This is a genomic window from Nonomuraea maheshkhaliensis (assembly GCF_039529435.1).
GTDB lineage: Bacteria > Actinomycetota > Actinomycetes > Streptosporangiales > Streptosporangiaceae > Nonomuraea > Nonomuraea maheshkhaliensis.
The window spans coordinates 1-12,845 of record NZ_BAAAMU010000203.1 but is presented as its reverse complement, the minus strand read 5'-3'; the positions used below and the strand labels follow the sequence as shown (position 1 = coordinate 12,845).

Below are 12,845 nucleotides of genomic sequence, written 5' to 3'. Positions count from 1 at the left end.
ACGGCCGCCTCGTCGGCATCGTCAGCCGCCGCGACCTCATCAAGGTCTTCCTGCGGCCCGATCACGACATCGAGCGGAAGGTCCGGGAAGCCGTGCGGGCCGACGCCGCCGGCCTGGACGTCCAGGTGAACGACGGGGTGGTCACCCTGTCCGGCGCGCTGGCCGAACGCAGTCACGCCATCACCGCCGTCCGCCTGGCCGAGAACATCGACGGGGTCGTCGCCGTCCAGGACACTCTCGGCTGGAAACACGACGACATCGCCGACCTGCCCGTGTGGGGCGGCGCCTGAGCCGTCCCGCTACCGCGGGCCCGGCCCCGGTGGCTCCGCGCCCACGACCTCGCCGTAGCGCAGGGCCACGACCTCGCAGGCCGACCTGGTCAGCAGCTCGGCCGGCCCGTACGCGCCCGCCACGATCTCGGCGGGCACTCCCCAGCCGTGCTCGGTCAGGACCGTACGAGGATCGGCGCGCGCCTGCCTGGGCAGCAACGCCAGCGTCTCCTGGTCGCAGTAGCGCAGTCCCGGGTCCACGTGACCACTCGCCAGCAGCCGGTCTTCGCTGAGCACTAGGTACCCGCCGGGCTCCAGGCTCTCCTCCGTCTCCACCCGCACCGCGGGCACGGGCCGATCGGCCCGCGGCCGCAGTTCGGGCAGGCAACGGGTGAAGAGCGGATGCCGGTGGAGCGGATCGTCGTACCCCGCGAACCACGACACCGGCAGCAGCAGCCGCACGGCCGGCGGCGCGGGGGCGGGGACGTCCCCGGCGCCGTCGGCGTGCGCGGGTTCTCCCGCGGCGTGACCGCGCAGCGACTCGGCCTCGGCCCGCAGGCCGTCCTCAGCCGCGAGCCGGTGCAGCAACTCGTCCAGGTCGCCCGGCCGGCCCTGCCCGGGTACGGCGGTGGCACGCAGCACCGCCTCGGTGAGCCGGGCCGCCGGGCGGGCCACGTCCGGCGCGCCGGGCGCGCAGGACGCCTGCCGTAGTTCGGCCGCCGGGTCGCCGGCGCCGGTACCGGTTCTGGCGTGTTCGAGCGGGGCGTCCATGCGGGTGAAGTCGAGCTCGACGCCCTGTGCGGCGGCGAGGGCGGACAGGACGGGGCGGAGGCGGCGTTCCCAGGAGCCGGCGGTCACCGGCCGCGGGCCGATGGCGAGCACGGCGGCGAACATGTCCCAGCCCGCCGGGTCGCCGTTCAGCAGCAACGCGGCCCCCATCTCCTTCAGCCCGGAGATCTCTCCCGGCAGGTCGCGGTCGCGCAGCAGGCAGGCGATCCGCAGCGCCTCACGAGGTCGCCCCCGCACGCGGGCGTCGTGGGCGGCCGCCTCGAGCTCGTCACGCTCTCCCAGCCGGTCGGCCGACGCGTCGAGGTGGCGGCGCGAGCACGCGCGAGCGCCTTCCAGGTCGCCGGTGACGATCAGGGCGTCGACGTAGGAGGTCCAGGCCCAGGTCCATGTGGGATCGATGGCGCCGGCGGCGAGGTAGCGCACCGCCTCCTCCGGCCGGCCGAGCTCCAGGGAGATGCGGCCGATCATGCACCGGCTCCAGTCGTCGGTCGCGCCGTCGAGCAGGGCCAGGGCCTGTTCGTAGCGGCCGACGTGCACGAGGGCGTCCGCATAGGCGGCCGTGGTGGACGGGTCCCGCACGATCGCGTAGCCGCGGGCGGCCGCGGCCTCGCACGTCCAGGGCAGGCATCGCGTCCTGGACGTCTGCGCCAGCAGCAGCCACACCTGTGCCGACAGCGGATTCAGGGCCAGCGCCCGTGCCGCCGCGAGCAGCGCGCCCCACTGCCCGGCATGCCGGTGGGCGCCCGGCATCTCGGCGAGCTGGGCGCGCAGGTCGCTCTCGGTCGCGTAGCTCCACCATTCGCTTCCGGTGACGTCCGCCTGCCGCTGCGCGGCGAGCAGGGCCGACAACGCGCCGGACAGGCTCTCGCGCACGTCGCGGCGGGGGCGCTGCCGGGCGGTCACCGCGACGACGTCGGCCAGGCGCAACTGTGCCACCGCTCGTGTACGGACGTCCTCCTCGTCCTGCGGATCCGGCTCCAGGGCGGACTCGAAGTCGTGGCGGGCGAGCTCCAGATGGCCCTTGCCGGCACGCCACTCCCCCGCCGCCAGCAGCGCCGCGCGGCGCTCTGCCGGTGAGCTCAGGAGCCCGGCACGGACCTCCTCCACCATGGCGATGATCTCGTCGCCGGGTGGCGCGACCGTGGCCGCGTGATCGAGCAGGCTCAGCGCCCGGTCGCGGTCGTCCTCGTCCCGTGCCCACTCGGCGAGCGCGATGTACAGCTCGCAGGGCACGTCCACCAGCCGGTTGACGTCACCTTCGACGTCGCTGAGCGACAGGAACGCCTCGGCGGCGGCACGTGCGTCGTCGAGCGCGAGCCCGGGATCTCCGATGTCGCGGGCCAGGGCGATCGCCTCGGCGGTGGCGTCCAGGTCGCGCGGATCCAGCTCGCGAGCGCGCTGGAGCAGCGCCTCGGCCACTTCGGCCTGTCCGCACGCCCGCGCGTAGCGGGATCGCAGTGCCAGCCACGCCGCGCTGTCCGGCTCCCCGGCGCCCTCGCCGATGACGGCGCCGGCCTCGTCGAGCAGGCCGTTCCGCAGCGCCAGGCGCGCGGCCAGCAGCCGCAGGTCCTCCCGCACGCCGTCCTCAGGGCCCGTCCAGGAGCCGATCCGCAGTCCCCGGTGGCCGAGTTCGAGAAGGTCATGGCACAGGTTCCAGTCGCCCGTGGCGAGTGCCCGGTTCGCCACGGATATCCGGTGGGCGAGCACCGAGGCGGCGGCCGGCAGGGGGACTTCCGCCTCCAGCCGGTCCATCGCCTCCGTCCGGCGCCGGCTCGCCGCGGTGAGCCAGTAGCCGAGCCACTCCCCCAGCCCGGTCGGAAGATCGGTGGCGAGGGCGCCGCGGAGCCGGTCACGCTCCTCGGGCCAGCCTTCGGCGAGGAACGGCCGCACCGCCGAGAGGTGCTCCACGGCGCCGGCGAGGCGGTCGAGGCGGAGCAACGCCTCTTCCAGGGCCCGGCGGCGCGCGGCGAGCAGTCGCGGCATCTTCTCTTCCTGAGCGCGCGCCGCGATCTGCCGCAGTCCCGCGTCCACGTCGAGTTGCCTGCGCAACCGCCGGTCGGCGCGCCGGATCAGCTCAGCGATGGAGGACATCGCGCACTCCCCTCCGGCGCGGCGCCACCGGCTCCACGAAGCGGGCGGCGACAGGCCCCGGCGTGAGCGGGCTCTCCGCCACGGGACTCACCAGCCGCACGCCCGACTGAGGACCGGTGACCAGGGTGAACCAGCCGAATCCGGCCGCGTCCTCCACCGGTTTGTCCACCTTGAGCATCCTGCGGCCCGCCTGTACCGCGGTCTCGATCGACTCGCCGCGGCCCAGCGCCTCGTAGAAGGAATCGTTGAACACCTTGCACTGCTTGGGGTGCACAGGCAGGTGTGTGAGCATCACCGCGCTCACGCTTCCGGTGATGACGTCGCCCAGCGCGCTGGGTGTCAGCGGTTCGTAGTTGTAGTCGGTGGGCGGCATCAGCAGTTCGAAGACGACCAGACGCACACCGTAGGCCGCGGCGGTCCTGATCACGCCGCGCGGATCCTCCCACGACTCGCCGTCTCCGTCGTCGTCGACGAAGGCGATCAGCGGCGTGCCGTCGTCCTCGCGCTGTCCCACGCCCATGAAGTGCAGCACCGTGTAGGTTCCGGTGCGCAGAGCGTCCTGTACGGCGCTCCACCGCGGCTCGGGCAGCACGTTCACCACGAACCCGGCGCGCTCGACGCGCTCGCCGAGGCGGGTGCACATGTCCGACGGCTTGGGCCAGCGGTAGGGCGAGCCCCGGTGCCGGGGAGGCACAAGAGGATACTGGCGGGCCCAGTGCCTCGGCTGGGCGACGGCGGCCAGCACGCCGACCTCGGCCGGCGTCGTGGCCGGTCCGGCGGATGGCGTCAGGTCCCCGTCCGCCAGATCCGTGTCCGACACCCGGACGAACCTGAACTTCTCGTCGGCGGCGAGGAACTTGTCCCGCTCCCCGGGGACCGCGGCGAGCTCCCACGGGATGTCGGTGAGGTCGTTGCCGTGCTCCACGTGCAGGCGGACCAGGACGCTGTCGGCCTGGCTGATCGCGCTCAGGTGGTTGGCGACGTCCCGGGGGAACAGCGCGCTGGCGAGCAGCGGGCCGAGCAGCGACACCTCGTCCGCGTCACAGACCCGCCGTCGCTGCGCCCACCGGAACAGCGCCTCGGCGACGTCCTCGCCGAGGTCACGACCGGTCAGGCCGTGGCTGAGGTGCGGCTCCAGGCTGATCTGCCAGGAGTTGCGCTTGCCGCTGACCCGCAGGTCCACGCACGCGCCGATGTCCCAGGAGCGGCCGAGGCCCTGCCAGCCGTCCCTGCCGAGCGCGTCGCGCCAGGGCACCATGGCGGGCGTCGACGTCTTGAGCAGGGCGGCGATCTCCTCGAACCTCCCGGCCGCCACGGCGACCGGCACCGCGCTGCCGCCGAGGGCGTCGGCCGCGTCCATGCTCCAGCGGGTGAGCGAGACCACCGCGCCGCTCTTCGTGCTCAGGCCGGGGCCGCCGCTCATCCCGTGGGTGATGATCGTGCCTGGTTCGAGCCGCAGGCTCTGGTCGGCACCGTCCTGGAGGCCCTCTCGCCCATGGCCTCCGGCCGCGACGATCTCCAGCCCCGTGGGCTCCCCGTTCTCGCGCGGGAAACCGGCCAGCCAGTACCGGCAGCTGTCCAGTCTGGTGTCCAGGACCACGCACGGGATGGCGGGCTCGTCACGCGCCTCTCCGGCCAGCAGGGCGAGATCGGCGTCCGCGTCCCGCCTGATCACCTTGGCGGGGCGGCGGGCGCGGCCGATCGGCTCGATGTCGATCCGGGCTCCCTCGGGAACGACGTGCTCGCAGGTGAGCAGCAGCCGATCGCTGACGAAGAACGCCGTACCCTGGAACTCGCCGTCGGCGTGGACGGCGGCGGTCGCGTCGTGCAGCACGCGCTTGAGCAGCTCAACGGTCGCGTCCGGCAGCGGCATCGCGCGCCCCCTCCATGTCCGCGGCGGCCCACTCCAGGGTGACCTTGATCGTGGCCTCGCCGCGGCCCTTGCCGAGCATCGCCACGACGTGGCCGGACTCGACCGCGAGGCCGAATCCCAGTTCGACCGTGCCCTTGGTGGGGCCCGCCCGGCGGACGGCCTGGAGCGCCTCGCGGCTCACCCGTTCCACGGACGCGGTGATCTCGCTCAGTTCCGCCACGATGTCCTTGCTGGACACCAGCGTGCCACCCACGGGTTCCGCGACGATGACCATCGTGCCACCGTCGGCGATCTTCACCGCGAACTTCTGCTCTCCGGCCATGGCCGGCCCTCCCGCCTGTAGCCCTCGTACTGCTGCTCACGGTCCGCCCGGCGCCGCCGGCGTTCCAGGGGCGAATGTCACGGTGCGGCGGGGCCGAACGCCCCTGAGTCACGGGAGCAGCGGGAGAATTTCCGGCACCGTCAGGAGGTGTGCAGATCGAGCATGAAGGCCGCGGCGAGCGCGGGTGCGCACGGCCATGCGGTCGCGCAGGACAGGCAGGTGCGGGAGGAGTCCCCCGCGCGGTGCGCGTGCAGGGCGACGGCGGCCCTTGAGAAGTACGTCTCGCCCAGTGGGTCGATCTCGGCTCTCGTCTCACTCAGGAGGACGGACATCGCACTCACCCTTCGCCGGCTGAGGTTTTTTCGTGATGGACCTCACCTTCTCTCCGGCCCTTGCCGCACACCCGAGGCGAACGGCCCGGAGGAGTGTGACCTAAGTCATCGCGCCCGGCGCCTCGCATGACCGCCTTGGGACGAAAGCCCTCCCCCGCCGAGGCCTACGACACTGCCGCCTCTGGGCGAGATCTCGCACAGTGGCCTCAGGGAGGTGCCCCATGAAGGCATGGAGTGATTTTCTGACGCCGCGAGTACGTCTGTACCGCCGGGACGGCAATCCCCTGCGTCGCCGTTCCGACCGGTTGGAGTCCGCCGTCGTGCTGCTGTCCGTGCTCGTGGTGCTGCTCAGCGTCTGGCCCGCCGTAGTGGCCGGGCGATGGGCGTACGACAACGCGCTGCGGGACGAGAGCACCGGCTCCGGCGCCCGCCGGCAGGTCATGGCGACGCTGCTGGAGGACGCTCCGGTCGCCCGCGTGTCCTTCACCGAGGTTCCCACGGGCAGGCAGGAAGCGGTGGCCCGATGGGCGACACCCTCGGGCGAGGTTCGCACCGGCACGGTGCCCGTGCGAGCACTGGCCAAGGCGGGCTCGGCGGTCTCGGTGTGGATCGACGCCACTGGGAAAGCGGTTGCACCGCCCGTCGACAGGTCCGTGCTTCACCTGCGGGGTGTGGCGGTCGGGATGCTGATCGTGCTCGTGACCGCGCTGCTGGTGCTGTGCGCGTTCGCCGGCTTCCGGTGGTGGGTGGACCAGGCGCGTTATCGCGAGTGGGATGCCGAGTGGGCACGGGCTTCGGACACATGGCGCCGCCCGCGGCATCACTGAGCGGAACCCACGGCGTGGTCCGAGGCCCGCCATGCCTTGTGCGCGGTGTCGGCGGCGGCCATGACCGGGATCGCCAGCACCGCGAACGCCCAGCCGGCCGGCGTGGGGAACGCCCCGCCCAGGAGGTGGGCGACCGGCGGGACGCCGACGAAGAGCAGGAGCAGCACGGCCTCGAAGGCGACCGCGCCGAGCAGCAGCGGGTTGGCGGGCCGGCGCAGCCGGCCGATCCAGCGGGATTCGCTGCGGCAGGCGAAGGCGTTGGCGACCTGGCCGAGCACGACCGCGGCGAACGCCGTGCCGGAGGCGGCGGCGAGCAGGCCTGGATCCGGTACGGCGCCGAAGTGCCAGCCGCCCAGCAGCAGGACACCGACGAACGCCCCCATCTCGGCCACCGCCTGGGCCGGGCCGAGCACCCCGAACACGCGGAACAGCACGCGGCGGTCGATGAGGGCGCCGGTGCGGGCGGGGCCGTGCATGGTGCGCGGGTTGGCGGGCTCGGCGCCGAGCGCGAGAGCGGGCAGCAGGTCGGTGCCGATGTCGAGGGCGAGCACCTGCAGGACGGTGAGCGCGAGCGGGACGGTGCCGCCGGACAGCGCCCAGACGGCGAACGGGGTGAGCTCGGCGACGTTGTCGGTCAGGTGGTAGGTGAGGAAGCGCCGGACGTTGGCGTAGGTGGCGCGGCCCAGCTCGACGGCGGCGACGATGGTGGCGAAATGGTCGTCGAGCAGCACCAGGTCGGCGGCCTCGCGGGCGACGTCGGTGCCGGAGGCGCCCATGGCGATGCCGATGTCCGCCTCGCGCAGGGCGGGCCCGTCGTTGACGCCGTCGCCGGTCATCGCCACGACGTGGCCGCGCGACCGCAGCGCGCGGGCGATGCGAAGTTTGTCCTCAGGGGTGACGCGGGCGACGACCACGCCGTCCCGGTCCAGCAGTTCGCCCAGCGCCGCGTCGTCGGCGGGCAGTTCGGCGCCCGTCAGGACCAGCTCGTCGGCGCCCAGCAGCCCGGCCGCGGCGGCGACGGCGCGGGCGGTGCGCGGATGGTCGCCGGTGACCATGGCGAGTTTGATCCCGGCGATGCGGCATTTCCAGATCGCCTCGGCCACGTCTTCGCGTGGCGGGTCGTGCAACCCGATCAGGCCGAGCAGTTCGAGGTCGCGTTCCCCGGAGCCGCTGCCGCGGGCGACCGCGAGCACGCGCAGCCCGCGTTCGCTCATCCGGGCCAGCGCCTCCTGCACGCCCTCGGCCCCTCGCCCGCCGGTCCCGGCATCCGCTGCGCCGCCGGCCGGGACGTCGCGGCACAGCGGCAGCACGGTGTCCGGCGCCCCTTTGAGCTGGAGCCGGCCGTTCACCATGACGGATGCGCGGCGGCGGCGCGGGTCGAAGGGGTTGCGCGCGGTGATCTCGCCGGTCAGGTCGGCGCCGAGGCGTAACGCCTCGACGTGCAGCGCCACCTCCATCGGGTCGCCGACCGGCTTGCCGTCGCTCATCCGTCCGGTGGAGCTGAGCACGGCCGTGCGCAGCACGTCGGCGGGCGCGTGCCCGGGCGCCCACACCTCGGCCACGGTCATCTCGTTACGGGTCAGGGTGCCGGTCTTGTCGGTGCAGATGAACGTGGCCGAGCCGAGCGTCTCGACCGCCTCCAGATGGCGTACGAGGGCATGGCGAGCGGCCATCCGCTGCGCGGCCCGCGCCAGCGACAGCGTGACCGTCGGCAGCAGCCCTTCGGGGACGAGCGCCACCGTGACCCCCAGCGCGAACAGGAAGCTGTGACTCGCCGGCGTGCCCAGCAGCAGGGCCAGGCCGAAGAAGGCGGCGCCCACGGCCAGCGCGATCCCCGCGACGATCTTGACGACCTTGCCGATCTGCACCGACAGCGGGCTCGGCGGCCTGGACGCCTCCTGCGTCAGCCGGGCGATCCCGGCCAGCCTGGTCCGGGCGCCCGTCGCCACCACGACGGCCTCGGCCTCGCCTTCCACCACGTACGTGCCGGCGTAGGCCGGGTCACCGGCCCGCGGCCGGACCGGAACGCTCTCCCCGGTCAGCATGGACTCGTTGACCGCCAGGGCGTGCGCCTCGGCCAGCTCCAGGTCGGCGGAGATCCGGTCGCCCGCCTCCAGCAGCACCACGTCCCCCGCCACCAGGCCGGCCGCGTCCACGACCCGGCGGCGGCCGTCGCGGCGGACGACGACATCGGCCGGGATGAGCTCGCGCAGCCGCTGCGCGGCCTGGTCGGCGCGGTACTCCTGGGCGAAGGCGAAGCCGCCGTTGAGCAGCACCACCACCACGATGGCCACCGCGAGCTGCGGCATCCCGGCCAGCAGGGCGAGGACCGACGCGCCCCACAGCAGCAGCGCGAAGAAGTGCGCCATCTGGCGCAGCAGCAGCACGACAGGGGGCGTTCGCCGCGGCGAGGGCAGTACGTTGGGCCCGTCCGCGGCCAGCCGTGCCGTGGCCTGCGCCGTGGTGAGCCCCTGCCGGAGATGGGACACGCTCGTCGTCATGCCGCCACAGTCACCGCCGTACGGGCGCCTCGGGCAGGGCCTTTCGGCACCGGGGCGGGGGCCGTACGACCCTGACCCGCGCACGGCCCGCACGGGAGGGTTGGCGGTGGGAGATGTGCCATGTTCACTCCGCTCGATCACGAGTCCGGCGTCCGGAGGCTGCTGGTGGCGGCCGGTCAGGCGCCGTCGGTGCTCGACACCCAGCCGTGGCGCTTCCGCGTAGCGGATCATGAGCTGATCGAGGTCCACGCCGACCACGGGCGGCGGCTGCGGGTGAGCGACCCGCGCGGACGCAGCCAGCACGTCGGCTGCGGGGCCGCCCTGTTCAACCTGCGCCCGGCCCGGCTGGTCACGCTCGACCGGCACGGCACCGCCGGCCTCCTCGGCTACGCCGCCATGGCCGACGACGAGCGTGGCCGCCTCCTAGAGCAGTGGTGGGACGATGACGAGGTCGTCCTGGCCTGCGGTGATTTGCGCCTTGACGTCGACGACGCCTTCGACCGCGCGGATCGCCTCGACGAGTGTGATGCGCTGGGAGCTCCACTGCACCCGTCCGCTGATGGTCACCACGCCTCTGTCGACCTCGACGGTGAAGGCCCCGGGGTCGGCGAGCACGGCTTTGACGTCCGCTTCCAGTTCGGCGGCCGGACGGGTGAAGACGCGCAGCACGTCGTGCTGGTGCAGGGTGCCGACGATCCGCCCGGTCACCACGTCGATCACGGGCAGTTGCTTGATCCGCCGGGCGTGCATGAGGCGGGCCGCGTCCCGTACCGGGGTTCCCGGTGTGACGGTGATCGCGGGCGAGGTCATGAGCTGGGCCGCCCGTACCCCCGCCGCCTTCTCGTGCTCGTGCCGCTGCCTGCGGGACTCGAACATCGGCACCGCGGACCGTACCGGGTCGGCCTCCTTGAGCAGCAGGTCGTCCTCCGACACCACGCCCACCGGCCGCTGGTCCGCGTCCACCACGGTCACCGCCCCCACCGCGTACCGCTTCATCGCGGCCACGATGTCGGCGAACGACGCGTCCTCCAGGACCGCGATGGCCACGCGCCCCATGACGTCCTTGACTTCGATCGACATGATCCCCACCTCGCTTCCACCACCACGTTCCCGCACGGGCGGACCGGCCGGCAGCGGCGAACGTCCCCGGTGTCAGGGCCCAAGGTCCTACGCGCGCGACCGCGACCGGGCAGGCGGCGTGGTGCGGCCTGCCGCGGCTGACCGAGCCCATTGCCACCGATTCTCGTGCCCGCATCGTCCGGCGGCACGGGCGGGCCCGTCAGGCTTGAGCGTCCTCATGGAAGGGGACCTTCGGCCTCTGGTACGGGCCCGTCCCTGCAGGCCGAAGGCTTCAGGACCTCCGGCCGATCGTCACTTCATCGCCTCCACTCTCGGGCCGGCGAGCGCGTGCCGCACGGTGGCGGAGAGCCACAGCGCGATGGTGGCGTAGAACAGCACCGCCAGGGCCAGTTCGCTGGCCAGAATCACCCCGGCCAGGCCCGCGAGGAGCGCGATCACGCCCAGGGCGCCGGCCAGCCTCATGTACAGGCCCTTGCTCTCGGACGCCGCGCCCAGCGCGCAACCGCCCATGACGCCGAGCAGCAGGATGACGCCGCTGGCCCCGCGCACGCTGTCGATGACGGGCACGTCCGCGCCTCGCGTGAAGGCGACGTAGACGGCGACGTTCGCGCCCGCGACCACTGTCGCCAGGGCGTCCTTCCAGGTCAGCCTCATCGATGCCACCTCCTTTCCCCTCGACCGTGCGCCGTGCGTCCGACGCGGGCCAGTGCCTTTGGTCCCGGTGCTGGGGGAAAGTGGCGGATCATCATGATCGGGGAGCCGCCCTCGGCTCGCCGGGAACGGTCAGGCTCCTCGGCCGCGTGGCCGCACCACCGCGACGGGGCAGGTCACGTGATGGAGAACGCCGTGGCTGACCGAGCCCATGACGGCGGAGGCGAAGCCGCCCCGCCCGCGCGAGCCCACGACCACCAGGTCGGCTGTCGTCGCGGCCCCGGCCAGGAGACCAACCGGATGCCCCGACAGCGTCTCTTGGGTGATCTCGATGTCGGGGTTCTTCTCCCGCCACCGCGCCACGCTGTCCGCGACGGCACGGACCTCGTCCTGGTAGAGGGTGGCCAGGTAGCTGTTGTAGGCGGCCATGTACGGCGAGAAGGCCGGCGTACGCCACGCGTGGAGCACGTCCAGACGCGCTCCGTGGGCCCTGGCGTGTTCGACGGCGTACTCCATGGCGGCCTCGGCGTGCTCGGAGCCGTCGTAACCGACCATCACCCGGTCATGCCGGGCACCGTCGGGATCCCGCACGACCACGACCGGCCCCGTGGCGTGCCCGGCCACGGCCAGGCTCACCGAGCCGACCAGCAGTCCCGTGAACTCGCCGACTCCCCGGCTGCCCAGGACCACACTGTCGGCGGTCTCCGACTCCGCGAGCAGCCGATCGACGACGTTTCCCGCCAGCAGCTCCGTGGTCACCGGGACGCCGTCCGCCAGTTCCCCGGCCAGGTCGCGGGCGAAGGCCAGCGTGTTCGTGCAGTATCCCGCCGCATGCTCGGCCGGCTGCCGCTCGCACACGTGCACGATGCGCAGAGTCAGGTCTCTGCGCCGGGCGTCGTCCGCCGCCCAGGCCACGGCGGCCTGCGCGGCTTTGGACCCGTCCACGCCCACGACGATGTGTCCAGTCATCAGGCACTCCAACTCCTCGTGTTTCTCGTCTCCAGCGTCGTCCGGCGGACAGGGTGACGCCTGGGGACGAGGTCCCGGACGAGCCGCCATTGGTCCTCAGCCGATCCGCTGGGTCAGCACCTGCGAAGCCGCCGGGATGGTGCGGACGTCAAGATCTCGTTTCCGGTCCTTTCCACGCCCCGCCTCGATGCCGCAAGGCGACCCACGCACCTCCAGGCGAGGACCATCGACCGGCGGTCGCCGCCTTTCGCCCCTGCCACCAGGCGACGGGACCTGATGCCATGAAGCCATGGACGCGAATCACGCATTTCGCCGGCTGCTCGGGCCACTGCTCATCCTGAAGGCCGTCGGGCTGGCGGCCTACCTGCTGCTCGTCCGCCCGCGGCTGCTGCGCTGGGGCGCGACGCGCGGCGAGGCCATCCGGCCGCTCCCCGGCGACGACATCGTCCCCCGGCCGCATGTGGCCGCCACCCGCGCCATCACCGTCGACGCCCCGCCAGAAGCCGTGTGGCCCTGGCTCGCCCAGATGGGCGGCCATCCCCGCGCCGGCTGGTACGCCTACGACCGCATCACCAACGACGGCCGTCCCAGCGCCGATCACATCCTGCCCGGCCTGCAACGACTCCAGGCAGGAGACCTGCTGCCGACACCGCCCGTGGACGGCGGTTACACGGTGGAGCGCGTCGTCCCCGGACGCGAGCTCGTCCTCGCGATCCGAGCCTTCCACGTGACGGTGAGCTGGGCGATCGTGCTGCTCGGCGAAGAGGAGCACACTCGCCTGCTGTTCCGGCACCGCCTGCACTGCAGGCCCGGCTTCTTCGGGCTGGCTTACCTGCTGTTGTCAGAGTCGGCGGACTTCCTGATCACGAGGAAACAGCTGATGACCATCGAAGCCCTGGCCGAGACGGCGGCCCGCAAGCACTGACCGGCCGGCGGTCCACCGATCGTGCATGAGGACGACCGAACAGCCCGGCGCTCCGAGCCGAGCCGGCGGCAAGAGGACCTTGGTCACCATCGCGTCAGGCCACCGCCCGGCGAATGGCCGTCCATCCGCCTCCCTTGAGGGCGAGCACCGCCGCCGCGGCGAGCGTCCAGGTGGCGATCACGGCCAGGTCGGCCCAGGGCCATGGCCGTCCTGCCG

General features: G+C 73.1%; 11 protein-coding genes. 3 read left to right on the top strand and 8 right to left on the bottom strand.

Features of this window, described 5'->3' with window-relative positions:
* Positions 1–290: BON domain-containing protein (locus ABFX54_RS53995; RefSeq protein WP_346115125.1), on the top strand; the 290-nt coding region annotated here is incomplete at its 5' end.
* Positions 291–299: 9 nt separating this feature from the next.
* Here the strand turns inward: ABFX54_RS53995 and ABFX54_RS53990 are convergent.
* The 4 genes from ABFX54_RS53990 to ABFX54_RS53975 all read right to left on the bottom strand — a co-directional run bounded on the left by ABFX54_RS53990 (position 300) and on the right by ABFX54_RS53975 (position 5,676).
* The gene (locus tag ABFX54_RS53990; protein WP_346115124.1) at positions 300–3,149 is read right to left on the bottom strand and encodes a hypothetical protein; all 2,850 of its coding nucleotides are present in this window, start codon (positions 3,147–3,149) and stop codon (positions 300–302) included.
* Complete coding sequence (locus tag ABFX54_RS53985; RefSeq protein WP_346115123.1) at positions 3,133–5,022, bottom strand: trypsin-like peptidase domain-containing protein; 1,890 nt, start codon at positions 5,020–5,022, stop codon at positions 3,133–3,135. Before ABFX54_RS53985 ends, ABFX54_RS53990 begins: the two co-directional genes overlap by 17 nt.
* The gene (locus ABFX54_RS53980) at positions 4,997–5,344 is read right to left on the bottom strand and encodes a CU044_2847 family protein (protein ID WP_346115122.1); all 348 of its coding nucleotides are present in this window, start codon (positions 5,342–5,344) and stop codon (positions 4,997–4,999) included. Before ABFX54_RS53980 ends, ABFX54_RS53985 begins: the two co-directional genes overlap by 26 nt.
* Before the next feature lie 140 nt (positions 5,345–5,484).
* On the bottom strand, positions 5,485–5,676 hold the full coding sequence (locus ABFX54_RS53975; protein WP_346115121.1) for a hypothetical protein: 192 nt from the start codon (positions 5,674–5,676) through the stop codon (positions 5,485–5,487).
* A gap of 221 nt (positions 5,677–5,897) precedes the next feature.
* On the opposite strand from ABFX54_RS53975, the gene ABFX54_RS53970 reads away from it, so the two are divergent.
* Entirely contained in the window at positions 5,898–6,503 is a 606-nt protein-coding gene (locus ABFX54_RS53970; protein WP_346115120.1) for an Rv1733c family protein, read from the top strand.
* On the opposite strand, the gene ABFX54_RS53965 is transcribed toward ABFX54_RS53970, so the two are convergent.
* The 4 genes from ABFX54_RS53965 to ABFX54_RS53950 all read right to left on the bottom strand — a co-directional run bounded on the left by ABFX54_RS53965 (position 6,497) and on the right by ABFX54_RS53950 (position 11,704).
* Positions 6,497–9,004, bottom strand: coding sequence for a cation-translocating P-type ATPase (locus ABFX54_RS53965; protein ID WP_346115119.1), 2,508 nt, complete (start codon positions 9,002–9,004; stop codon positions 6,497–6,499). The two genes, ABFX54_RS53970 and ABFX54_RS53965, sit on opposite strands and share 7 nt — an antisense overlap.
* Before the next feature lie 423 nt (positions 9,005–9,427).
* Positions 9,428–10,084: a CBS domain-containing protein gene (locus tag ABFX54_RS53960; protein WP_346115118.1), complete on the bottom strand. Its 657-nt coding sequence runs from the start codon at positions 10,082–10,084 to the stop codon at positions 9,428–9,430.
* Between the two features lie 291 nt (positions 10,085–10,375).
* A complete protein-coding gene (locus tag ABFX54_RS53955; RefSeq protein ID WP_346115117.1) occupies positions 10,376–10,738 on the bottom strand; it encodes a hypothetical protein in 363 nt (120 codons plus the stop codon).
* 129 nt (positions 10,739–10,867) lie between these two features.
* On the bottom strand, positions 10,868–11,704 hold the full coding sequence (locus tag ABFX54_RS53950) for a universal stress protein (protein ID WP_346115116.1): 837 nt from the start codon (positions 11,702–11,704) through the stop codon (positions 10,868–10,870).
* Between the two features lie 289 nt (positions 11,705–11,993).
* Here ABFX54_RS53950 and ABFX54_RS53945 point away from each other — a divergent pair, with 289 nt between their 5' ends.
* On the top strand, positions 11,994–12,629 hold the full coding sequence (locus tag ABFX54_RS53945; RefSeq protein WP_346115115.1) for an SRPBCC family protein: 636 nt from the start codon (positions 11,994–11,996) through the stop codon (positions 12,627–12,629).
* Positions 12,630–12,845: the final 216 nt, after the last annotated feature.

Bases quoted from the DNA above. Each gene is read 5' to 3' on its own strand.
- ABFX54_RS53990 (WP_346115124.1), bottom strand. From the start codon at position 3,149: ATGTCCTCCATCGCTGAGCTGATCCGGCGCGCCGACCGGCGGTTGCGC.
- ABFX54_RS53985 (WP_346115123.1), bottom strand. From the start codon at position 5,022: ATGCCGCTGCCGGACGCGACCGTTGAGCTGCTCAAGCGCGTGCTGCAC.
- ABFX54_RS53980 (WP_346115122.1), bottom strand. From the start codon at position 5,344: ATGGCCGGAGAGCAGAAGTTCGCGGTGAAGATCGCCGACGGTGGCACG.
- ABFX54_RS53975 (WP_346115121.1), bottom strand. From the start codon at position 5,676: ATGTCCGTCCTCCTGAGTGAGACGAGAGCCGAGATCGACCCACTGGGC.
- ABFX54_RS53970 (WP_346115120.1), top strand. From the start codon at position 5,898: ATGAAGGCATGGAGTGATTTTCTGACGCCGCGAGTACGTCTGTACCGC.
- ABFX54_RS53965 (WP_346115119.1), bottom strand. From the start codon at position 9,004: ATGACGACGAGCGTGTCCCATCTCCGGCAGGGGCTCACCACGGCGCAG.
- ABFX54_RS53960 (WP_346115118.1), bottom strand. From the start codon at position 10,084: ATGTCGATCGAAGTCAAGGACGTCATGGGGCGCGTGGCCATCGCGGTC.
- ABFX54_RS53955 (WP_346115117.1), bottom strand. From the start codon at position 10,738: ATGAGGCTGACCTGGAAGGACGCCCTGGCGACAGTGGTCGCGGGCGCG.
- ABFX54_RS53950 (WP_346115116.1), bottom strand. From the start codon at position 11,704: ATGACTGGACACATCGTCGTGGGCGTGGACGGGTCCAAAGCCGCGCAG.
- ABFX54_RS53945 (WP_346115115.1), top strand. From the start codon at position 11,994: ATGGACGCGAATCACGCATTTCGCCGGCTGCTCGGGCCACTGCTCATC.